The organism is Jiangella endophytica (assembly GCF_003427025.1).
Taxonomy (GTDB): domain Bacteria; phylum Actinomycetota; class Actinomycetes; order Jiangellales; family Jiangellaceae; genus Jiangella; species Jiangella endophytica.
Window position 1 is genome coordinate 77,727 of sequence record NZ_QVAI01000015.1, and the last position, 22,414, is coordinate 100,140.

The following is a 22,414-nucleotide window of genomic DNA, read 5'->3' on the forward strand; positions in this document are numbered from 1 at the left end:
GATGAAGCACTGCGATGTCACGGTGGTGGGCGGTGGGCCGGTCGGTTCGGTCACCGCGCTCAGCCTGGCCGAGGCCGGACTGCACGTCCGCCTCTTCGAGAAGCGGCCGGTGCTCGGTTCGCAGGAACGGGCCACCACGTTCCACCCGCCGACGCTGGAGCTGCTGGAGCCGCTCGGCCTGACCGAGCCGCTCGTGCGGGCCGGGCTGGTGTGCGACGAGTACCAGTACCGCGACGCGGAGCTGGGACGCGTCGCCGTGCTGAGCTACGACGTGCTCGACGGGCTCACCCCGTACCCGTTCCGGCTGCAGGTGGAGCAGTCGGTGCTGACGGGCCTCGCCCGCGACCGGCTCGCCGCCCACCCGCGGATCGACCTGCACCTCGGCGTCGAGGTCGACGCCGTGGCGCAGGAGGCGGACCGGGTGGAGGTCACCGCCGGCGGCGAGACCCACACGTCACGGTGGCTGGTCGGCGCGGACGGCTCGCACAGCCTGGTGCGGGAACGGTGCGGTGTCGACTTCACCGGCCGCACGTATCCCGAGCGGTACCTCGTCGTGTCGACTTCCCTGCCTCTGCACGACATCTTCGGTGACCTCTCGATGGTCAACTACGTCGCCGGCTCGCCGGACTGGCACGTGCTGCTGCGCAACCCGGCCGGCTGGCGGATGCTGTTCCCGTTACGGCCGGACCACGAGATCTCCGACGCCGACCGTCCCGGCGAGGCGCTGCGGCACATGCGGTCGCTGTGCCCGTCGGCCACGGCACAGGACATCCAGCACGTCACCGTGTACGAGGTCCATCGCAAGGTCGCCGGGACGTTCCGGACCGGACGCGTGGCGCTCGTCGGCGACGCGGCGCACGTGAACAACCCGCTCGGCGGCATGGGCATGAACAGTGGCCTGCACGACGGGCTCCTGCTCGTCGACCCGCTCGTCCGGGTGGTCGGCGGGTCCGCGGACGTGGACGTCCTCGACGAGTGGGCGGCGCGGCGCCGCGAGGTGGCGCTGAACTTCGTCGGCAAGGAGACCGACGACAACTGGTCCAGGGTGCGGGAGAGCTCTCCCGAGCAACGTGCCGAGGTGCGCCGGGCCTGGCGTGAGCTCGAGGCCGACGCCGACGCCCGCCGGGCCTACCTGCGGCGTGCATCGATGCTGGACAGTCTGGAGGTCGTGTCCGGATGAGCGAGCAGGTGCCGGGTGGGGCGGATGCCGGTGCCGTCCACGGCCAGGACAAGTCCCTCACCCAGGGCGAGCTCGCGCTCGTCCACGTGCGTGACCGGATCATGACCGGGGTCTACAAGTCCGGCACGCGCCTGAGCGAGCAGGCGATCGCCGACGAGCTGCAACTGAGCCGGACCCCGGTGCGCGAGGCGCTGCGGCGGCTGTCGGAGACCGGTCTCATCGAACTCAAGCCCAACCAGCGCGCGACGGTCATGGGGTGGAGCGTCGATCTGCTCCGGGACACCTTCGACACGCGGATCCTGCTGGAGTCCGAGGGCGCCAAGCACGCCGCGTCGCTCATCTCCGACGCCGAGCTCTTCGGGCTGGCCGAGCTCATGGCCGCCATGGAGGAGGCGTTCGCGCGCGGCGGTCCCGACAGCGGTGACACGGTGGCCGGCCTGAACCAGCGCTTCCACGCCGCGATCATGCAGGCGTCCGGGCGCGACCAGGTCATCCGGCTCACGGCGAACCTGCGCTTCCAGCCGCGCATGGTGATCGGCGACGCCGGGCTCGCCGAGGAGTTCCGGCGCCGGGCCAACCACCATCACCAGGAGATCCATCGCGCCCTCTCGGCCCACGACCCCGAGTGGGCCGAGGCGGCCATGCGCTCGCACCTGCTGGCGGCGCGTCACGCCGCCATCTGCTCGCACGAGCTGGAGGGGCCGTGACCCGGATCCATCAGTACGTGGCGGACGCCTTCGTGGCCGAGGGCGTCGACACGGTCTTCGGGCTGATGGGTGACGGCAACATGGCATGGCTCGCCGAGATGGCGGGCCGGCCGGGCGTGCGCGTGGTGCATGCCCGGCACGAGGCCGCGGCGCTCGCGATGGCCGACGGCTGGGCGCAGGCCGCCGGCGAGGTCGGCGTCTGCTCGGTCACCTGTGGCCCGGGGGTCACGAACCTGGTCACCCCGCTGCGCGTCGCGGCGCACAACCGCACGCCGGTGGTGGTGCTGGCCGGCGACACCCCCGTCGGGACCGCGGTGCACTATCAGAGCTTCGACATCGGCAGCCTGCGCGCCCTCGCCGACGTCGACGTCGTCGCGGTGCGGTCGCACGGTGACCTCACCGCGAAGCTCCGGGCCGCGTTCGGGACGGCGCGCCGGTCCCGCCGGCCGGTCGTGCTCGCGCTGCCCTACGACCTCGCGGACGAACGGTGCGACCTGCCCGTCTACGTCCCGCCTGTACGCCCGGCGGGACCGGCGCCGGCCCGGGCGCGCGACGTCGAGGCCGTCCGGTCCCGTCTGGCCGCCGCGGGCCGGGTCCTGCTGCTGCTGGGTCGGGGCGCCGTCGCCGGTGGAGCGCTGGGCTCGGCCGAACGGCTCGCCGACCACCTCGGCGCGCTCACCGGTACGACGGTCAAGGCGCTCGGCGCTCTGCACCACCGGGCCGGCGACCTCGGCGTGGTCGGCGGGTTCTCCTCACCCGAGGCCCGGGAGCGGATCGCGGGCTGCGACGTCGTGCTCGCGCTGGGCGCGGCGCTGAGCTGGCACACGACGCTCGGAGGCGCGCTCCTGGCGCCGGAACGGACCGTGCAGGTGGTCGACCGCGAGGACCCGTGGGATCCGGACGACGTGTTCGACCCCGGGCTCAAGGTCGTCGCGGACTGCCGGCTGTTCCTCGAGCAGCTGCTCGAAGTGCTCGTGCCGGCGGATGCGGCCGTCACGCCGGGCGCGCGGCGTCCGGCCCCGGCCGCCCTGCCGAGGTCGCCGGACCTGGGCGACATCGAGCCCGCCGACGGCCTCGACCCCGTCGCGGCCCTCGCCACCGTGCGACGTGCGCTCACCGACCCTGTCCAGCTCGTCGTCGGCGCCGGTCACTTCTGGAACCACGTCGTCGAGATGCCTGAGCCGCCGGCGCCGCACCGCCTGCAGGTGCACAACGGCTTCGGCGCCATCGCCCAGGCCTTCCCGGCGGCGCTCGGCGCGGCGCTGGCCGAGCCGGACGTCCCGACCGTCGTCCTGGAGGGCGACGGCAGCCTCATGATGAACCTGCAGGAGCTGGAGACGGCCGCCCGCTCGGCCATCCCGCTCCTGGTGGTCGTGATCGACGACGGCGCGTACGGCGCGGAGTACCACAAGCTCGTCGCGTCCGGGATGCGGGCAGCGGAGTCGGTCTTCGGGTTCGCCGACCTGGCCGGCGTGGCGCGGGCACTGGGCCTGCGTGCGACGACGCCGAGCAGCCTCGACGAGCTGGCCGCCGCGGTCGCCACGTTCCTCGACGACCCGGCGCCGACGCTGGTGGACGTGCGCGTCACCCGGCGGGCGCGGGCCGGCCGGTACCGCTCGACCTATCCCGTCGACGCCTCGCAGAACAGGAGTCCGAGCAGTGCGCGCCACTGACGACTACACCCGCGCCGGGCTCCAGGGCAGCCTGGACCTCGGCGTCGCGCAGCCGACCGCCCTGATCGTCATCGACCCGGTGGAGTGCTACACCGATCCCGCCTGCCCGCTGTACGCGGGCGTGGAGGAGAGCGTCGCCGTCATGGCCGACCTGCTCGCCGACGCCCACGAGGCGGGCGTCCCGGTCGTGATCACGCGGCTCGGGCACCACCCGAGCGGACTGGACGCCTCGGTCTACGGCCGCAAGATCCCGGCACTGCGCTGGTACCTGGAGGAGAGCCCGTACAGCGGCTACATCGACGGGCTGGCGCCCGGGCCCCGGGACATCGAGCTGGTGAAGCAGTACCCGAGCGCCTTCGTGCACACGACGCTGGCCTCGACGCTGACGTTCCTCGGGATCCGGCGGCTGCTGATCGCCGGGCTCTCGACCAGCGGCTGCATCAGGGCGACGGCGACCGACGCCCTCCAGTACGGGTTCGAGCCGGTGGTCGTGTCCGACGCGGTGGGCGACCGCCTCGAGGAGACGCACACCGGGAACCTCTTCGACATCCGCGCGAAGTCCGCCGAGCTGCTGACGCGTCGCGAGGCACGGACCCTGCTGGGGCTCGCATGACCGCCGCGTCCATCGCCGGCACCGTCCGACGGCCCGCCGTCCTCGTCGTCGACGCGGCGACGGTGGTGGTCGACCCGCTCGGGGCGGCCGGAGCCGCGGCCGTCGCCGGCGCGACCGTCGTCGTCGGCGCCGCGCGGCAGGCCGGCCTCCTGGTGGTGCACTCGCGGCTGGCGTTCCGGGCCGACGGGCTGGACGGCGGCCACTGGTTCCGCCGCAACCCCGGCCTCGCCGTCCACGCCGGCAGCATGCCGCCGCCGTGCCCCGGCCTCGCCCCGGCCGCCTCCGAGCTGGTCGTCACGCGCAGCTTCCCGAGCGCGTTCTTCGGCACGTCGCTCGCGGCGACGCTGCGGGGAGCGGCCGTCGACTGCGTGGTGCTCGTCGGCGCGACCACGTCGGGCGGCATCCGCGCCGCGGCGATCGACGCACTCCAGAACGGCTTCCTTCCCGTCGTCGTGGCCGACGCCGTCGCCGACGCCACGACCACCGCGCACGAGGCGGCCCTGAACGACCTGTCGGCCCAGTACGCCGAGGTCTGCTCCGCCGCCCTGACCACCGACCTGTTCCAGCGGGTCCGCCCCATCTGAGAGAGGACGTCCCATGGACCTCACCACGCTCCTGCGGCAGCCCGGCGGGCTCCTGGTGCCGGGTGCCGGCAGCGCGCTCGAGGCGCGACTCGTCGATGAGGCCGGCTTCGCCGCCCTCTACCTCAGTGGCTACGCCACGGCGGCGGCCGGTTTCGGGCTGCCCGACATCGGCCTCATCGCGCGCGACGAGGTCGCGCAGACCCTGACCCGGGTCCGAGCGGTCACCGACCTGCCGGTCATCGTCGACGCCGACACCGGCTACGGCGACGCCGAGGCGGTCTCGCATACGGTGCGCACGCTGGAGCGGCTGGGCGCCTCCGCCGTGCAGATCGAGGACCAGGTCTGGCCGAAGCGGTGCGGGCACATGAGCGGCAAGACCGTCGAGGAGCGCGACGTCGCCTTCCGCAAGGTGCACGCCGCGGTGTCGGCCCGCCGCAGCGCCGGCACCCTGATCGTCGCCCGCACCGACGCCCGCGGCCCGCTCGGCCTGGAGGAGGCGATCGTGCGTGCGAGAGGGTTCGTCGAGCGTGGCGCGGACCTGGTGTTCGTCGACGCGCCGGGGTCGGCCGAGGAACTGCGCGAGATCGGCGCGGCGGACCTCGGCGTGCCGCTCGTGGTCAACGTGTCCGAGGGAGGCCTCACCCCGGTTCTGAGCTTCGACGACTTCGTGGGCCTGGGCTTCTCCGTCGTCCTGTACCCGAGCAACGGGGCGCGCGTGATGGCGCGGAGCCTGCGCACCTTCTTCCACGCGCTGCGGCGCCAGGGTGACTCGCGCGGGCTCGAGGACCAGTTCCTCACGCTCGGCGAGCTGAACGAGGTGGTGGGCCTGGCGGCCTTCGAGTCGTTCGGCCGGGCCGTACTGGCGGAGGCCGGGCGATGAGCGGCACCCTGGCCGAGAAACTGTGGGAGGACCACCTCGTCGACCGCGGGGGAGACGGCCGCCCCGATCTCGTCTACATCGACCTGCACATGGTGCACGAGGTGTCCAGCCCGCAGGCGTTCGAGGGACTGCGGCTGGCCGGCCGGGCCGTCCGCCGCCCGGACCTCACCATCGCGACCGAGGACCACAACACCCCGACCACCGACATCGATCTCCCGATCGCCGACGAGGTCAGCCGGACGCAGATCGACACGTTGCGCCGCAACGCGGCGGAGTTCGGCGTCAGGCTGCACTCGCTGGGCGATGCCGACCAGGGGATCGTCCACCAGGTCGGGCCGCAGCTGGGGCTGACGATGCCCGGCATGACGATCGTCTGCGGCGACTCGCACACGTCGACGCACGGGGCGTTCGGGGCGCTCGCGTTCGGCATCGGCACCTCGGAGGTCGAGCACGTGCTCGCCACCCAGACCCTGCGGATGATGCCGTTCCGCACGATGGCCGTCACCGTCGAGGGGACGCTCCCGCCCGGCACGAGCGCGAAGGACGTCATCCTCGCGATCATCGCCAGGATCGGCACCGGTGGCGGCCAGGGCCACGTCATCGAGTACCGGGGGAGCGCACTGGCCGGGTTGTCCATGGAAGCCCGGATGACGATCTGCAACATGTCGATCGAGGCGGGCGCGCGCGCCGGGCTGGTCGCGCCGGACGAGACGACGTTCGCCTACCTGGCCGGCCGTCCGCACGCACCCGCCGGCGCCGACTGGGACGCGGCCATGGCGGCCTGGGCGGGGCTGCGCAGCGACGACGACGCCGTGTTCGACACCGAGGTCGTGCTGGAGGCGTCCGACCTCGAGCCGTACGTCACCTGGGGCACCAATCCCGGCCAGGGGCTGCCACTGTCGGGGGCGGTGCCCGACCCCGCCGCCATCGTCGACCCGGCCGAACGCTCCGCCGCCGAGCGGGCCCTGGCCTACATGGACCTGGCGCCCGGCACGCCGCTGCGCGACATCGCGGTCGACACCGTCTTCATCGGCTCGTGCACCAACGGACGGATCGAGGACCTGCGTGCCGCCGCCGCGGTGATGAACGGCCGGCGCAAGCATCCCGGCCTCGACGTGCTCGTGGTGCCGGCGTCCGCGCGGGTGCAGCTCCAGGCCGAGGCCGAAGGGCTGGACCGCATCTTCACCGCATTCGGCGCGCAGTGGCGCAACGCCGGCTGCTCGATGTGCCTCGGCATGAACCCGGACCGGCTCCAGTCCGGACAGCGCTCCGCCTCGACCTCGAACCGCAACTTCGAAGGACGCCAGGGAGACGGTGCCCGCACACACCTGGTCTCACCGCTGGTGGCGGCGGCGACGGCCGTGCGCGGCACGCTGTCGTCGGTGTCCGATCTCGACGGCGCCGGCGAATCGGAGCTCGCGGCGCTCGACGGCCGGACCCCGATCCAGCACGGCTGAACGAGAGCGAGGACATCATGGAGAAGATCACCACGCACACCGGTGTCGGGATTCCGCTGCGGCGCAGCCAGGTCGACACCGACCAGATCGTGCCGTCGCGCTTCCTGAAACGCGTCAGCCGCACCGGGTTCCAGGACGCGCTGTTCGCGGGATGGCGCCTGGACCCCGGCTTCGTGCTCAACCAGGAGCCCTATCGGACCGGATCAGTGCTGGTCGCCGGGTCCGACTTCGGCATCGGCTCGTCCCGCGAGCACGCGGTGTGGGCGTTGCGGGACCACGGAGTGAAGGCCGTGCTGTCCTCCCGGTTCGGCGACATCTTCCGCGGCAACGCCGGCACCCAGGGCCTGGTGACGGGCCAGGTCGCCCAGTCCGGCATCGAGGCGCTCTGGGACCGGCTCGAGCGGACGCCCGGCACCCGGATCACGGTGGACCTGCGCGCCCGGGAGGTCCGCTGCGCCGGCCTCGTCGTGCCGTTCGCGATCGACGATCACACCCGCTGGCGGATCATGAACGGCCTGGACGACATCGACCTGACCCTCGGGCTGGACGACGCGATCGCCGCCTTCGAGGCCACGCGTCCCGGGTGGCGTCCCCGAACCCTGCCCGCCCGCCACCACCCTGCCACGGCCGTCACCCCAGCTCGCCGGACGGCCGGATAGTCTCCGGCGACCTCGCCCGCGCTCACCCAGGTCGGTCTCCTCACTCGTGCGGCAGGCCCGGGATCATCCGGAGATCCGGCGGGCCCGCTGCCCAGGCGGCCTCGAATCTGCCGGGCTCGGGGTCGGCCATGACCGCGCACGACAGCCAGTGCTCGCCGGGATCGAGGTCGGCCACGAGGGTGGGGATCGACGTCCGAGGTAGCAGGAGGTTCGTGTTCGGCTCGGCGACGATCACCCGACCGGCACGGGTACCGGTGAGGTCGACGATGCCGCTGGGCCCGGCGGCGCCACGCACCACGGCCCGCGCCGGTCCGTCGTCCACGAGTTCCGCCCGGGTGTCGTCCGGACGCGATGTCGCGAAGCCACCCTCCGCCGAGGACAGCCGGCGGCCGGTCCGGATGTGGTGGACGCGGACCTGCCATGGCGGGACCGCGGTCAACCAGGTCTCGATCTCGACGTCTTCGTAGGGGGTCCACCGCGACCGGAGAACGGCCTCGTCGACCGAGGTGTCCTCGACGTCCTCGCGAACGCGGTAGTGCCGGCCGTCGTCCGAGACGGCCAGCATGCTGTCCGCTGCTGTCGCCTCGAGCTGATGGTTGGCCGCCGGCACGCTGAAGCCGAACCGGGTGGAGTAGGCGAACTTCGCGTACTTCTCCGCGGCGTGTCTCAGCGGGCCGGTCGATTGGCCGTTGACCAACGCGACCACGTGGGAGGAGTCCCGGGGACGGTAGACCACCATCCCGGCGGGCGGAAGGGGACGAACCTCGTCCAACGGGGGGAGCGGTTGCTCCTCGGCGGTCCAGAACGGGTGGTCGGCCGGTGCGGCGAGCGGAAGGCCCGCCTTGAGTGCCCAGTACGGCGATCCCGGCGAGTTGTACCGCTCGGTCATCTGCAGGTTGGGGTAGCCGTAGCCGAGGGTCAGGGTGCCGTCGGACGCGAAGATCGGCCGGCGCATCCACCAGCGGACATTGCGCAGGGCCAGCCCCTTCACCACACCCCACGGCAGTGCCTCCACGTCGGCGAAGGCGAGCGCTCCCCAGAACCCGCTCTGGGCGAAGCGATAGGTCAGGCTCCGCCCGAAGGGGAGCGCGCTGCCGTCGGCGGCGAACCAGTGGGCGTGGTCCGTGGCGAACGCCACCGCCCGCTCCCGGAACCGGCCCGCGCGCGCCGGGTCGTCGTCGCCGGCGATCCGGGCGTAGATCAGCCCGTAGAAGTGCATTGCCCACGGGATGTACCAGTCGCCGTGCCCGCTGGGGCCGTCGTGGTACCACCCGGCGTCGACGGCGAACGTCTCGATGACGTCGAGCGCCTCGTGCATCTTCGCGAGGTCGTGGCGGCCGCCGACTCGGGCGAGGCCGAGGTTCACGAGGACCCGGAAGAACTTCCAGTTGTTGTGCACGACGGGGAAGTCGTTGATGCCGAGCAGCCAGTCCGTGACCCGCTCACGCTGCGCCGCCGACAGCGGGGTCCACAGCTCGTGCGGCACGAGGGCCAGGCCGAACCCGATCGCCGCCATCTCCACCATGCGCTGGTCGGTGCCGGTGACCCGGCCCCAGTACTCGGGGTGGGCGGGGTCCGTGCCGTTCACCAGGCCCTCGCGATACCGGTCCCAGCCGTCGAAGGCGCCGCCGCCCGCGGTCAGCGGAGCCAGGGCCCACAGCGGCCGCGCGAAGCCCTCCAGTTCCGCGGCGGCGTCGTCGAACCAGGCGCCGGTATGACCGAGGCGCACGCGGGCCGAGCCCGGACTGAACTTCGGCTCCAGGGCGGAACACCACGTGCGAACGGCACCCTGAAGGTCGGAGCGCGACAGGAGGGTGCCATCGCGGCGCGAATGGTCGCCTGGGGGGTGGTCACCCGCGTGGGCGGGTTCGTCGGCCACCGGCAGAGCCATGAATGTCCCTTCTGGACGATCGGCAGGTCAGCTATCGGGTGATCCGTGTCATCGGGAGATGCGTCACGGGGGTGGCGCCCTGGACCGAGTTGGTGGCGGCGAGGTCGGCGACCTGTTCGGCGTTCAGCGCGGTGTCGAAGAGCCAGACTTCGTCGACGCCGCCGACGAACTGGGCGTGGATGCCGTCGACGCGGGCGCCGACGCGGATCCCGGTGCGCGCGCCGGCGGAGACCGAGCCGGTCCCGATGGACGCGCCGGTGGCGGCCAGTGCACCGTCGACGTAGAGGGCGACGCCGTCGACGTCGCGTACCAGTGCCACGTGGTGCCATGCGTCGTCCACGAAGTCGCCCGGTGCCGTCAGCGTCCGGGTGGACCCTTGGTCGGTCGAGAGCTGGGCCCGGATGACGTTGCCGTTGTTGGGTTCGACCTGGATCCACCACCGTGGCCCGGTGCGGCTGTGGGCGTAGAGGATCGCCTGGTTGTTGGCGAGGTAGTCGGTGCGGAACCAGGCGGCGGCGGTGAACGGTTCGCTGCCGAAGGAGAGGTCGTCGTTGTGCGGCAGTTCCGCGAAGTCACCGGCGAGCGACAAACCCTTGCCGAAGGTTCCGGGCACGATCTTCGGGACGCCGCTGATCAGCGCGTCGTTGTCGCCGGCGGCGTCCGGTGTGACGGCCGGTGGGGGTGTGCGCAGGTCGAGTCGCCTCTCGGGCACCCGGACGAAGGTGATGTCGTGGTGGTAGGTCTGGTCGGGGTCACCCGGATAGAGGCGTTCGCCGCTCTCGTACAGAACGCCGATGTCGCGGCGTCCGTGTCCCGCGTCGAGGACGGCCAGGTCCGAGTAGGCCGATGGTCCGTCATAGACCTCGTAGCTGGGCGTCCAGGTCTCGCCGTCGTCGAAGCTGGAGAACAGGGTCAGCTTCTCGCGCGAGGTCGGGTGGTTCGGCACGGAGAGGACGACGCGGTCGCGGCGGCTCGTGCGGGTGGCGGGCAGTCGCGTGACCGAGCCCTCGACCTTCGACGTGACGATGCCGTTCACCGCGTCGTACGGCTCGTCGAGTGTCTCGCCGCCGTCGCTGCTGATGGCGTCGACGCGCTGGCCCGGGGTGTTGCCCTGGTCGCGGGCGTTGAAGTAGAGACGGCCGTCGGCCAGCTCGACGACCGCGATCTCGCTCGGCCGGACGTCCTCGATGCCCTGTTCGTCGACCGCCCCGACCTGCCACGTCTGCCCGCCGTCGTCACTCAGCAGAGCGTGGCCGCCGGCGCCCGTGAGGTCGGTGCACTCCTGACCGGGGCGCACATAGCTGTGCCGGCCCGGGATGACCAGCCGCCCGGCATGCTCGCCCTGGGTGAGCTGGATCCCGTGCCCGGGGCCGGCCGAGAACATCCGCCAGTTGCCAGGATTGATCTGTGCGGTGATGTCCACGGGCTGCGACCACGTCGCACCGTCGTCATCGCTGTAGATCGTGAAGGCGCCCACGGACGCCCGTCCGCATTCGAAGTCCTCGCCCACGGCGTCGCCGTCGTAGCGGTAGGTGTTGACCACGACGCGGCCCCTGACGTGGTCGACCACGGCCACGGTGTTGCTCCACTTGTTCGGGCCGTCGTCCACGAGCACCTGGATCGGCCCCCAGGTGGCGCCGCCGTCGGTGGAGCGCTTGAGCACGATGTCCATGTCGCCCCAGTCGTCCGGGTCGGTCACCTTGGCCTCGGCGAACGCCAGCAGCGTGCCGTCCGGGGACTCGACCAGGGACGGGATCCGGAACGTGTGATAGCCACCTTCGCCGCGGGTGAACACGGTCGTGCGGGTCAGTGTGCTCGCCTCGCCGGCGCCGGTCCTCGCCGCCTCGCCGGCGTCCACCGCCGACGCCTGAGCACCGCACAAGGCGGCCATCGTGGTGAGGGCGGTGAGTCCGGCGAGCACCGCTGCCAGCGGCCGCCGTCGTGTCGTCATCGGCATGGGCTCCTCCGTTCGGTTCGCTCGGTCGCTGACATCAACTCGGAACACCGCCCGCCTTCTGCAGCTCCTCCTCGTACTCGGCGCGGATCTGGTCTCCGCCGCCGCTGCGCCAGTCGCTCACCAGGGAGTCGAGGTCGCCGATCGGCTTGCGGCCCTGGATGATCTCGTTCACGCCGTCGTTGAAGGCCTTGTCGATGGCGGCGTTCTTGCTGGCGTTGGTGTTCGAGAACAGCCCCACGGTCGGGTCGGCCGCGCCGTTCGGCAGCACCCTCGACTGGAACTCGTGCTGGTAGTCGGCGTCCTGCGGGCGACCCGGCATGAAGATCGGCGACGGGGAGTCGGCCAGGTAGCGGATCGGGAGCACTGTGTTCGCCGTTCCCTCGGCCGTCAGCACGGGGTTGCCGTCGGCGTCGAGGGTGTGGTCGCGCCCCTCCTCGCCGTAGAAGCGGTAGGTGTACTCCTGCGTGCCGAACGGCGCCGCCAGCCAGTTGAGGACCCGGAGCAGCATCGTCAGGCGCTCGTCGTCCTGCTGCTTGATCGCCGCGAAGGAGTACTGCCCGGGGCCGTACGCCCACGGCGCCAGCTCTGAACCGTCGCGGGTGTAGACCGGCAGGAGGCCGAGCTCGAACTCGGGGTTGTCCTTGTTGTCCACGATGTACTGGGTCCAGCCGCCGTAGCCGTCGGAGGCGTTGACGGCGCAGGCGCCGGCGTTGAACAGCTGCTTGAACGGCTGCGTGTCGGAGAACGCGTCCGGGTGGACCACGCCCGCCTCCCACAGCTCGGTCATGTCGCTGACGGTCTGCCTGAACTCTTCGGTCTCGTAACTCCTGGTGAAACTGCCGCCCTCCTCGCGCCAGTTGTTCGGCTCGTTGTTCATCCGGCCGAGGAGCTTCATCGTCGGCAGGATCCGGCTGAGCGCGAACCGGCGCTGCCTGGAATCGGTCAGAGCCTTCATCGCCTCGGCGAACTCGTCGTAGCCCTTCAGCTCGACGGGGACGCCGTACTTCTCGAACAGGTCCTGCCGGATGAAGTGGTAGCTGTGGGTGCGGCCGCGCGGGATCGGGACGCCGTAGATGCCGCCGTTGTAGACGGTGGACCGCCACGAGTCGGTGGAGAGGTTCGCCAGGTTCGGATAGTCCAGGACCGCATCGCCGGACAGGTGGTCCGAGAGGTTGCTGAACTGGGCCCCGAGCAGCTGAGGCAGGTTCGGGATCCGGTTCGGCGGCGGGCTCATCATCACCAGGTCCGGCAGGTCGCCGCCGGCGATCACCGTCTGGAACACCGTCGGGTAGTCGGCGTTCGGCACCATCCGCAGGTCGAGGTCGACCCCCAGTCGCTCGTTGAGGTCCGCCCAGAACGCGTTCCGGTCCGGGCCCGGCGGAATCGCGTAGAAGATGTTCGCCATGCCGGAGACGGTGCCTCCGTTGCCCGGTGTCTCCGCCACCGACCTCAGCTGCTCCGCCGGAAAGTTCCGGTACGCGTCGTCGACGCCGGTGTCGTTGCCGGGGAGATCCGGTTCGGCGCCGGCGAAGCGCCGGTAGGTCGGCAGCTCCGCGCCGCGGTTGGCGTCGGCCTGGTTGCTGCTCGGCGCACCGGAGTCGTTGCAGGCGGACAGCAGGCTCCCGGTGCCGGCCAGCAGCGCCAGGCTGCCGGCGCCGTGGAGGAAGCGGCGGCGGCCGAACGTGGGTGTGGACATGTCGTGGTCTCCGTTTTCTCTGCCAGGCCGGAGCCCGGATGCGTCGTTGCAGTTGGGACGGAAGTCGACGGGGACGAGTCAGCCCTTCACCGCGCCGATCATGACGCCCTTGGCGAAGTGCTTCTGGAGGAAGGGATAGACGATCAGGATCGGGACCGTCGCCATGACCAGGATCGCCATCTGAAGCGACAGCTGAGGGGGCAGCGCCTCGGTCGCACCGACCTGGTCACCGCCGATGGTGGTCTGGTTGACGACGAACGTGCGAAGGACGAGGGCCATGGGCCATTTGTCCGCCGACTGGATGTAGAGCAGCGCGTTGAAGAACGCGTTCCAGTAGGCCACCGCGTAGAAGAGTCCGATCACCGCGAGCACCGCCTTCGACAGCGGCAGCACGATCTTGACCAGGACGGTGGCCGAGGACGCGCCGTCGATCGCCGCGGACTCGAACAGTTCCCTGGGCAGGTTCTGGAAGAACGCCCGCATCACGATCACGTTGAACCCGTTGACCATGACCGGCAGGATCAGCGACCAGTAGTTGTCCAGGAGCCCGAGTTCCTTGACCACCAGATAGTTGGGGATCAGTCCGGGCGAGAACAACACCGAGCCGAGCACGAGCAGGAGCATCGGTTTGGCGCCCAGCGCCCCCGGCCGGGACAACCAGTAGGCGAGGCACGCGGTGACGGCCAGCGACAGCAGCGTTCCGACCACGGTCACCAGCACGGAGATGACCAGAGCGCGGGTGACCACGCCGCCGTTGAGGAGCGCTTCGTACGAGCTCACGGTGAAGCCGGTCGGCCACATCACCATGCCGCCCGCGTTGGCGTTGATCGTCTCCTCGTCGGCGAACGACGTCGCGATGACCGTCCAGAACGGCACGATCACGAGCACGACCGAGACCAGCAGGGCGATGAACTTGATCGCCTGGACCAGCGGCTTGGGTGTCTCCATCCACACCGGCCGCTTGGCCGGCTTGCCCCGACGTCGAGCGGGGGCGCGATCACCGCGACGTGCGGCGCCGCGATCGCCGCGACGAGTGGTGGAATCGGTGACGGTCATTTCTCGTACACCCCCCGTTCGCCGAACAGGTGGGCCAGCTTGTTCGCGCCGATCACCAGCACGATGCCGACCATCATCTTGAACAGGCCGACGGCCGACGCCATGCTCCAGTTGCCGCCGATGATCCCGTTGTTGTAGACCCAGGTGTCGAGCACCTCGCTGGCCTCGAGGCCGACCGGTCCCTGCTGCAGGATGATCTGCTCGAAGCCGACCGACAGGCTGTTCCCGAGCCGCAGGATCAGCAGCAGGATGAACAGACCGCGGATCGACGGCAGCGTGATCGACCACATCCGGCGCAACGGCCCGGCGCCGTCGACCGCGGCCGCTTCGTACTGCTCCTGGTCGATCTGCGACAGTGCGGCCAGGAAGATGATCGTTCCCCAGCCGGTGTCCTTCCAGATGATCTGGCTGGTGAGCAAGGTCTTGAACAGGTCGGGCACGCCGATGATCTGGACCATGTCGAAGTCGTTCTGGATCAGGAAGGTGTTGAGCATCCCGGCGTCGCCCAGCATCTGCTGGAACAGCGCGACGACGATCACCCACGACATGAAGTGCGGCAGGTAGAGGACCGACTGCAGGAGCCGCTTGAGCCGCTCGCCGGCGAGCGAGTTCAGCATCAGCGCGAACGCCAGCGGGATCGGGAACACCAGCACCGTCTGGATCAAGGTGAGGATGAGCGTGTTCGTCAGCGCGTTGAGGAACTGCGGGTTGCCGTCCCAGAGGAATGAGAAGTTCTGGAACCCCACCCATGACGACTGGCCGATGCCGAGATACGGCTGGTAGTCCTGGAACGCGATCACGTTGAAAGCCAGCGGGAAGTACTGGAACAGGATCAACGCGATCCCGCCCGGCAGCCCGATCCCGACCAGCAGCAGGTCGGGCCGGACTCTCCGTCGCCGCGCAATGGTGTGGTCGTCAACGACCTGCGACGCCATGATCACCGCCTTGGGTGCGAGCCGACATGCTGGCCTCTCTCGTGGACGCTTCGTGGCCGGCCGGTCCCGGCTGTGACCGGGACCGGCCGGACGTGCGTCACCGTCGGACGATCTGGTTCATCGGGAGGTGGGTCACGGGGGTGGCGCCTTGGACCGAGTTGGTGGCGGCGAGGTCGGCGACCTGTTCGGCGTTCAGCGCGGTGTCGAACAGCCACACCTCGTCGACGCCGCCGACGAACTGGGCGTGGATGCCGTCGACGCGGGCGCCGACGCGGATCCCGGTGCGCGCGCCGGCGGAGACCGAGCCGGCCCCGATCGACGCGCCGGTGGCGGCCAGTGCACCGTCGACGTACAGAGCGACGCCGTCGACGTCGCGTACCAGCGCCACGTGATGCCACTCGTCGTCCACGAAGTCGCCCGGTGCCGTCAGCGTCCGGGTGGACCCTCTGTCGGTCGAGAGCTGGGCCCGGATCACGTTGCCGTTGTTGGGCTCGACCTGGATCCACCACCGCGGCCCGAATCGGCCGTGCGCGTAGAGGATCGCCTGGTTGTTGGCGAGGTAGTCGGTGCGGAACCAGGCGGCGGCGGTGAACGGCTCGGTCCCGAAGGAGAGGTCGTCGTTGAGCGGCAATTCCGCGAAATCGCCGGCGAGCGACAAACCCTTGCCGAACGTGCCGGGCACGATCTTCGGGACGCCGCTGATCAGCGCGTCGTTGTCGCCGGCGGTGTCCGGTGTGACGGCCGGTGGGGGTGTGCGCAGGTCGAGACGGCGCTCCGGCACGCGCACGAAGGTGATGTCGTGGTGGTAGGTCTGGTCGGGGTCACCGGGGTAGAGGCGTTCGCCGCTCTCGTAAAGAACGCCGATCTCCCGGTTGCCAGGACGATCGCCGAGCACAGCGACGTCCGAGTACGCCGCCGGTCCGTCATAGACCTCGTAGCTGGGCGTCCAGGTCTCGCCGTCGTCGAAGCTGGAGAACAGGGTCAGCTTCTCGCGCGAGGTCGGGTGGTTGGTGATGGAGAGGATCACCCGGTCGCGGCGGTTCCCGCTCGCGGCCGGCAGCCGGGTCACCGATCCCTGGATCATCGAGGTGACGACGCCGTTCACCGCGTCGTACGGCTCGTCGAACGTCTCGCCGCCGTCACTGCTGGTGGTGTCGACGCGCTGGCCCGGGGTGCTGCCCTGGTCGCGGGCGTTGAAGTAGAGACGGCCGTCGGCCAGTTCGACGACCGACACCTCGTTCGGCCGGAGGGCTTCGATGCCCTGCTCGTCGACCGCACCGACCCGCCAGGTCTGCCCGCCGTCGTCACTCAGCAGGGCGTGGCCGCCGGCGCCGGTGAGGTTGGTGCACTCCTGACCCGGATGCACATAGCTGTGCCGGCCGGGGATGACCAGCCGCCCGGCGTGCTCGCCCTGGGTGAGCTGGATGCCGTGACCCGGCCCGGGGGCGATGTTCCGCCAGTGATCGGGTTTCACCTCGTCGGTGATGTCCCTCGGCTCCGACCAGGTCGCGCCGTTGTCGTCGCTGTACAGGATGTTCGAGCGCACCGGCGCCCGGCCGCATTCGAGTTCGTCGCCGTCGTCCGCCGCGGTGCGGATGGTGTTGACGATGATCCGCCCGGTGGACGCGTCGACGACCGCGACGGGGTTGCTCCATCGGTCTGCGCCGGTGTCGGCGACCACCTGGATCGGCCCCCAGGTGGTGCCCCGGTCGGTCGACCGCTTGAGCACGATGTCCATGTCGCCCCAGTCGTCCGGGTCGGTGACCCGGCCCTCGGCGAGCGCCAGGAGCGTGCCGTCGGAGGCCTCGACCAGCGTGGGGATCCGGAACGTGTGGTAGCCACCCTCGCCGCGGGTGAACACCGTGGTGCGGGTCGCCTCGGCGGCGGCGGCGTCGGCGGCATCGGCGTCGGTTGCCGAGGCTGGCGCACCGGCAAGGGCCGCGGCCGCCGCGAGCGCGATGGCGCCGGTATGGGCGACGAGCAGCCGCCGGCGTCGTGTTGTCGTCATTGACATGTGTTCCTTCCGCTCGGTCCTGCCGGCCGGCCGGGCATGGCCGCGCCGAACATCGAACTCAGGGAGGTCAAGCAGGTGACGCGCCGATCGAGCCGGATGAGCGAGGTTGTCCGGCTGCGATGACAGCGATTGTTACGTACGATGTCCTACAGGTTTCTGAACCGTAGAGTGGCACCGTGGTGCTGTCAAGGGGAGGCCAGAGCGAGTGACTGAACTGCCTGCGATCGATCCGCCGTTCCGACGGCTGCGACGGTCGCCGCCGTTGCATCGGACCGTTCAGGACGAGATCCGGAGCTACGTCATCACCAACAAACTCCGCCCGGGCGATCCGCTGAAGCCGGAATCGGAGTTGGCGCGGTTGTTCGGTGTCAGCCGAACCTCGGTCCGCGAGGCGGTGAAGGCGCTGGAGTCGACCGGTGTGCTGGAGATCCGTCAGGGCAGCGGTACCTATGTACGCGATTTCTCGTTCGCACCGCTACTCGATCATCTGCCGTACGGGCTCATGGTGGGCACGCGCGCGCTGCGCGATCTGCTCGCCCTGCGCAAAGCGCTGGAGTCGGCGATGATCGGCGACGCGATGGCCGCACTGCGACCGGAGACCGTCGAGGCGCTGCGCGTGCTGCTGGCCGAGATGGGCGATCGCGCCGCGCGCGGCGAGGGTTACGCCGCCCAGGACCGCGAGTTCCACCAACTGCTCTTCGTCGACCTCGGCAACGAGATGCTGCTGCACCTGTTCGACCTGTTCTGGCAGGCCTTCCACCGCAGCTCCGAGGCGATTCCCGATCACGATCTGAAGGTCGGGCATCGCAGCCACGAGGTGGTCCTCGACGCGGTGCTCAGTGGCGACGTCGAGCGCGCACGTGACGCCATCCGGCAGCACTACGCCGACATCGAGGAGCGACTCGAGAGCTGACCCGGAGACCAGGAAGCGAGCCGCGCCGTTCGGCGCCGTCCACCCCGCCCACCAGGGTGGGAGCTCTACGACCTGCAAAGCGACCAGGGAGAGTTCCGAACGTGTATCCCGATCACACCGATGCCCGCACGCGCCTCAGCGATCCGGTGCTGACGCCATGACCGACGTCGACCTCGACCCCATGGACCGCCCGGACCTGTGGCTCGGCGCGGTGAGCTGGGAGGCCGCCGGCCGCTGGCGCCAGCCGTGGCGGCTGCCACCGCGCCTGGAGCGGCGCGCCTACGCTCCCGAGCTGTTCGAGAAGGCCATGGCGCCCGCCGGTGTCCGGGCGGCGTTGACCAGCGAGGCGCGCGAGCTCACCGTCGAGCTCGACATCGCCACCGAGGACCCCTCGCCGCTCGATCTGCTCGTCGACGGTGAGCTGGCGCAGCGAGCGCGGCTGGTGGCGGGGGCGAACCAGGTCGCGTTCGGCCTCCCGGGGCGGCGGGCGGCGATCGAGCTGTGGCTCCCGCAGCACGGGCAGACGCGCCTGGCGGAGGTGCGGCTGCGGGATGCGGCGGGGGCCGTACTGCCGGCGGAACCGGCGCCACGACGCTGGCTCTGCTACGGAAGCTCGATCACGCAGTGCCGCCACGCATCCGGCCCGGCCGAGACCTGGCCGGCGCTCGTCGCCCGGGCGCGAGGGTGGGATCTGCTGTGCCTCGGGTTCGGTGGCCAGTGCCACCTCGACCCCGTCGCCGCGGACACCATCCGCGCCGAGCCGGCCGACCTGATCTCGCTGTGCCTCGGCATCAACGTCTACGGTGCCGGCACCTACAGCCGCCGCACCTGGCGGGGACGGGTCGCCGACTTCGTCGCCCGCGTCCGCGACGCCCACACGCGGACGCCGATCGTCGTCATGTCGCCCATCGCCAGCCCTGAGCGCGAGACGGTGACCAACGCGGCCGGAATGACCTTGGCGGACCTGCGGGAGGGGGTGCACGAGGTGGTCGCCGACCTGTCCGCCGACGACGGCGACCTGCACCTCGTCGACGGCACGTCCATCCTCCGGCCGTCAGAGGCGGACCTGCTCGCCGACGGGCTGCATCCCGGCCCGCACGGCTACCGGACCATGGCCACGCGGATCGGTGCGGCACTGGACCTCGCGCTCACGTCCGGCTGACGCTCAGCCGGATCCGGAAGCCGGATCCGGAAGCCGGATCGGCGGGCCGGTCCTGGCCGACGGGGAGCTGGAAGGCGAGCAGACCCATGCCGAGGGCGTCGACCACGCGTGGGCCGGCGCGGCGGTGGGCGAGGTACGCGACGGTGGCGTCGGCGGGTACCGGCCGGTCGAGTGTCAGCACCAGGCCGCGCCCCCGCTGCCAGCGCACGGACTCCACGACGGTGCCCGGCACCCGGAAGTCCGCGGCGGCGCCGTCCTCGACGACCAGGGGGCCGGCGGGGGAGCGGAGCGTGACCACCACCTGGTTCGGGTCGTCATCGACCCGGTGCGCCGCTCTGGGGCCGGGCGGCGCGACCGTCGGAGCGCCCGGGCGGTACAGGTCGTCGAGGATCATGGCCGCGTTGTGCTCGCCGAGCGTGCGATAGCCGTCGACGTAGTCGAAGTGGCATCCGTCGTGGCCGTTGAGTCCGGTGGTCGACAGCACCCGGAGGTTGGCGATGGTGTCCGGCAGCCGCCGCTGGGCGTCTCGCAGCGCCACCGGGAGCGCCTGATCGCAGGGGGAGTTCCGCACCTGATGGACGTAGACCGGCAGCTCCGCGCCGTAGTCCTCGCGCCAGTCGGCGACCAGTTCGGTGAACCCGGCGACGTGCGCCGCCGCGTCGTCGCGGTCCGCCTCACCCTGGTACCAGAGCATGAGGTCGATGGCGTCCGGCCCGGTCAGGCCGGCCCGGGTGAGGCGCTGCAGCAGCATCCCGTAGCTGGTGCCACCATCGGCGGGGTCGCTGTCGTCACGGGCGAAGTAGCTGATCGGCTGGCCGCCACGTGCCCCGTTGACGATGGCGATCGGGATGCCGAGCTCGTTCGACATCAGCTGTCCCATCCGGACCGCCCATTGGCCGATCGCCGCGACCCGCTGGATGTTGTCGCCCATGGCGTACGTCCATCCGCCGACGGCGGCGGCCAGCCGCGGGTTGTTGTTGTTGGACGTGCCGAACGTGCGCACCCACCGAGACCGATCCGCCTCCGACGAGGTCGAGTTCGGCTGCCGGCCGGCCTGCGCGTTGGACTGGCCCTGCACGACGATGACGTCGCCGGCGACGACGTCGACCGCGCGAGCGACGCGGGTGCCGGCGCCGTCGCCGGTGAGCGCGACGAGCTCCAGATCGGTCGACGTCAGTGCCACCGGCAGCGTGACGCTGAACGAGAACCGCGGCGCCGCCGGTGACACGTCGGCCCGCTGGATCGTCTGACGGCCGTCGCGCGTGGTCCGCAGCTCGACCGTGGTGACGGACGGGTCGGTCGCCACTCCGCTGACCGGCACCGACACGCTGGTGGCGGTCCGGCCCGGCCGGGGGACCAGTTGCCGCGACGCCGGGGCGGCGTCGACTCGGACCAGGGAGGGCCGGGCGTAGACGCTGAGCCGCCGGGCGGTGTAGTCGCCGGCGTTCTGGGCGGAGGTCCAGTCGGGATCGTCGCCCGGGCCGACGCCGATGCCGACGTCCATCGTCTGGGGGCCGGCGGTGGTGAAGGCGTTGACGGCCAGCACCGGCGTCGCGGTGGGGGCGTCCGCGGCTCGCGGGCCACGGGCGTCGCCGGCGTCGGCGAACGCGTGGACCTGGAAGGAGCCGTACCCGTTCGCCCACAGGACCGCGTCGTCGGCGTCGCGGACGGTCCCGGACGCACCCGGAATCTGCCCGGAGCCCGTCGCGTCGTACTGATTCGGCCACATCTCGACCCAGCCGGAGCCGCCGTCGGCCCGCTGGACGCCGGGCACGTTGGAGGCGACCGTCAGGTCGTCGACGAACTGGTGCCGCGACTGCTCCATGCGGGTCGGAAGGCCGAGGTCCGCGGGTTCGCCGCTCAGCGCCTCCATCGACGCCCACGCCCAGTTCGTGCCGGTCTCGGTGGTGAGCTCCAGGCAGTAACCGACCCGGTCGACGCCGCCGGTGAGGCCGGCCGCGTCGTCGAACGCATACGGCGGCGTCGTGTCGCGCCAGTTCGCGGCGGTGGGCAGATCGAGGACGCGTACCAGCTGGTAGCCGGCGGCCTCGGCGTCGCAGGAGGTCGTCCACGCCTCGGCGGATGGTCCGGCGGCGACGCCGTCGGAGACGGACATGGTCGCGGCGGCCACTGCCAGTGCGGTGCACCCGCCGGCCAGCCGGCCGGCCCGGCGGACCCGGGCGGGGGAGTGGGCGAAGGTCCGGTCGGCTGGCACTGGTGACCTCCTGAGGGTGGAACTACGGGGTGGGCTCGGCCGCCGGGTCCTCGGTGAGTTTGGACTCGATGCCGATGTAGTGGTCGTGGACCGCTTCTCGTGCCTGGTCGGGGTCGCCGCTGAGAATCGCGTCGAGGATGGCGGCGTGGCCGCGGTAGGCGTCCATCGGCGTGCGGCCGCGCGCCGGCGGAGCCGCCGCATGAAAGGCCAGCCAGAACAGGTCGAACAACCGCAGCAGCATCGTGTTGTCGAGATCGCGGAACAGCAGCTGGTGGAACCGCCGGTCCTGCTCGGGGAAGCCCTCTCCTCGTTCGGCGAGCTCCCGCATCGTCTCCAGGGTCTCCCGCAGCGCGGCGATGCTCTCCGGCGTCATGGCCCGCATCGCTTCGGGGATGAGTGCGGACTCGAGGGTCTTGCGCAGCGCGGCGAGCTCGCGCAGGGCGCGCTGGCCCTGCATGAGGCCGTACGGGAGGTGGTCGATCAGCGGGGCGAAGGAGAAGTCGCGGATGTAGACGCCACTGCCGCGGCGCGTCTCGAGGACGCCGGTGGACTCGAGCGCCTTGACCGCCTCGCGCACCGAGTTGCGGCTGACCCCGAACAGTCTGGCCAGCTCGGACTCCGACCTGAGTGGATCGCCGGGGCGCAGGCCCTCCTTGAGGATGAAGTCCCTGATCTCGTGCTGCACGATCCGGTGCAGCGGAGCCCTGTCGTCCAACCGCCGGAAGTCCGGCTCCGTGTCGTCCTGGTGAGTCGCCACGCTCTGGCTCGACCTCCCTCTCGGTGCCGATCTGTAGGATATCTTGCGACCCTTGACACGATCAA

18 protein-coding genes are annotated in these 22,414 nt (G+C 71.2%); 10 read left to right on the forward strand and 8 right to left on the reverse strand.

Annotation, left to right across the window (positions count from 1 at the left end; all coding sequences use genetic code 11):
* The first annotated feature begins 1 nt into the window (after position 1).
* The 8 genes from DZA62_RS25760 to leuD are packed head-to-tail and all read left to right on the forward strand — an operon-like array spanning position 2 to position 7,753.
* A complete protein-coding gene (locus DZA62_RS25760; RefSeq protein WP_116951814.1) occupies positions 2–1,180 on the forward strand; it encodes an FAD-dependent oxidoreductase in 1,179 nt (392 codons plus the stop codon).
* On the forward strand, positions 1,177–1,887 hold the full coding sequence (locus tag DZA62_RS25765) for a GntR family transcriptional regulator (RefSeq protein ID WP_116951815.1): 711 nt from the start codon (positions 1,177–1,179) through the stop codon (positions 1,885–1,887). The genes DZA62_RS25760 and DZA62_RS25765 overlap by 4 nt, the downstream gene beginning before the upstream one ends.
* Positions 1,884–3,560: a thiamine pyrophosphate-binding protein gene (locus tag DZA62_RS25770; RefSeq protein WP_198664189.1), complete on the forward strand. Its 1,677-nt coding sequence runs from the start codon at positions 1,884–1,886 to the stop codon at positions 3,558–3,560. The genes DZA62_RS25765 and DZA62_RS25770 overlap by 4 nt, the downstream gene beginning before the upstream one ends.
* Positions 3,547–4,173 (forward strand): isochorismatase family protein, encoded by a 627-nt coding sequence (locus DZA62_RS25775; RefSeq protein WP_116951817.1) that lies wholly within the window; start codon positions 3,547–3,549, stop codon positions 4,171–4,173. The genes DZA62_RS25770 and DZA62_RS25775 overlap by 14 nt, the downstream gene beginning before the upstream one ends.
* Positions 4,170–4,757, forward strand: a complete 588-nt coding sequence (locus DZA62_RS25780) for an isochorismatase family protein (RefSeq protein WP_116951818.1) — start codon at positions 4,170–4,172, stop codon at positions 4,755–4,757. The genes DZA62_RS25775 and DZA62_RS25780 overlap by 4 nt, the downstream gene beginning before the upstream one ends.
* Before the next feature lie 13 nt (positions 4,758–4,770).
* Positions 4,771–5,637, forward strand: a complete 867-nt coding sequence (locus DZA62_RS25785; RefSeq protein WP_116951819.1) for an isocitrate lyase/PEP mutase family protein — start codon at positions 4,771–4,773, stop codon at positions 5,635–5,637.
* Positions 5,634–7,094 carry a 3-isopropylmalate dehydratase large subunit gene (gene leuC / locus DZA62_RS25790; protein WP_116951820.1) on the forward strand — a complete coding sequence of 487 codons (1,461 nt, stop codon included), beginning with the start codon at positions 5,634–5,636 and terminating at the stop codon, positions 7,092–7,094. Before DZA62_RS25785 ends, leuC begins: the two co-directional genes overlap by 4 nt.
* Before the next feature lie 17 nt (positions 7,095–7,111).
* Positions 7,112–7,753 carry a 3-isopropylmalate dehydratase small subunit gene (gene leuD, locus DZA62_RS25795; RefSeq protein ID WP_116951821.1) on the forward strand — a complete coding sequence of 214 codons (642 nt, stop codon included), beginning with the start codon at positions 7,112–7,114 and terminating at the stop codon, positions 7,751–7,753.
* 40 nt (positions 7,754–7,793) lie between these two features.
* Here the strand turns inward: leuD and DZA62_RS25800 are convergent, their stop codons facing one another.
* The 6 genes from DZA62_RS25800 to DZA62_RS25825 form a co-directional block, all read right to left on the reverse strand.
* Complete coding sequence (locus DZA62_RS25800; RefSeq protein ID WP_456298831.1) at positions 7,794–9,563, reverse strand: DUF2264 domain-containing protein; 1,770 nt, start codon at positions 9,561–9,563, stop codon at positions 7,794–7,796.
* A 112-nt stretch (positions 9,564–9,675) separates the two neighbouring features.
* Complete coding sequence (locus DZA62_RS25805; protein WP_198664190.1) at positions 9,676–11,595, reverse strand: sialidase family protein; 1,920 nt, start codon at positions 11,593–11,595, stop codon at positions 9,676–9,678.
* A 40-nt stretch (positions 11,596–11,635) separates the two neighbouring features.
* The gene (locus DZA62_RS25810) at positions 11,636–13,297 is read right to left on the reverse strand and encodes an extracellular solute-binding protein (RefSeq protein ID WP_116951824.1); all 1,662 of its coding nucleotides are present in this window, start codon (positions 13,295–13,297) and stop codon (positions 11,636–11,638) included.
* A gap of 78 nt (positions 13,298–13,375) precedes the next feature.
* Entirely contained in the window at positions 13,376–14,245 is an 870-nt protein-coding gene (locus tag DZA62_RS25815; protein ID WP_116951825.1) for a carbohydrate ABC transporter permease, read from the reverse strand.
* Between the two features lie 104 nt (positions 14,246–14,349).
* Positions 14,350–15,288, reverse strand: a complete 939-nt coding sequence (locus tag DZA62_RS25820) for an ABC transporter permease (RefSeq protein WP_116951918.1) — start codon at positions 15,286–15,288, stop codon at positions 14,350–14,352.
* A gap of 97 nt (positions 15,289–15,385) precedes the next feature.
* The gene (locus DZA62_RS25825) at positions 15,386–17,296 is read right to left on the reverse strand and encodes a sialidase family protein (RefSeq protein WP_198664191.1); all 1,911 of its coding nucleotides are present in this window, start codon (positions 17,294–17,296) and stop codon (positions 15,386–15,388) included.
* Between the two features lie 268 nt (positions 17,297–17,564).
* Between DZA62_RS25825 and DZA62_RS25830 the strand changes: the two genes are divergently transcribed.
* Complete coding sequence (locus DZA62_RS25830) at positions 17,565–18,215, forward strand: FadR/GntR family transcriptional regulator (protein WP_198664192.1); 651 nt, start codon at positions 17,565–17,567, stop codon at positions 18,213–18,215.
* Between the two features lie 157 nt (positions 18,216–18,372).
* On the forward strand, positions 18,373–19,377 hold the full coding sequence (locus DZA62_RS25835; protein WP_116951827.1) for a GDSL-type esterase/lipase family protein: 1,005 nt from the start codon (positions 18,373–18,375) through the stop codon (positions 19,375–19,377).
* Here the strand turns inward: DZA62_RS25835 and DZA62_RS25840 are convergent.
* On the reverse strand, positions 19,364–21,592 hold the full coding sequence (locus DZA62_RS25840) for a sialate O-acetylesterase (protein ID WP_116951828.1): 2,229 nt from the start codon (positions 21,590–21,592) through the stop codon (positions 19,364–19,366). The genes DZA62_RS25835 and DZA62_RS25840 overlap by 14 nt on opposite strands.
* Before the next feature lie 22 nt (positions 21,593–21,614).
* Positions 21,615–22,349 (reverse strand): FadR/GntR family transcriptional regulator, encoded by a 735-nt coding sequence (locus DZA62_RS25845; protein ID WP_198664193.1) that lies wholly within the window; start codon positions 22,347–22,349, stop codon positions 21,615–21,617.
* Positions 22,350–22,414: the final 65 nt, after the last annotated feature.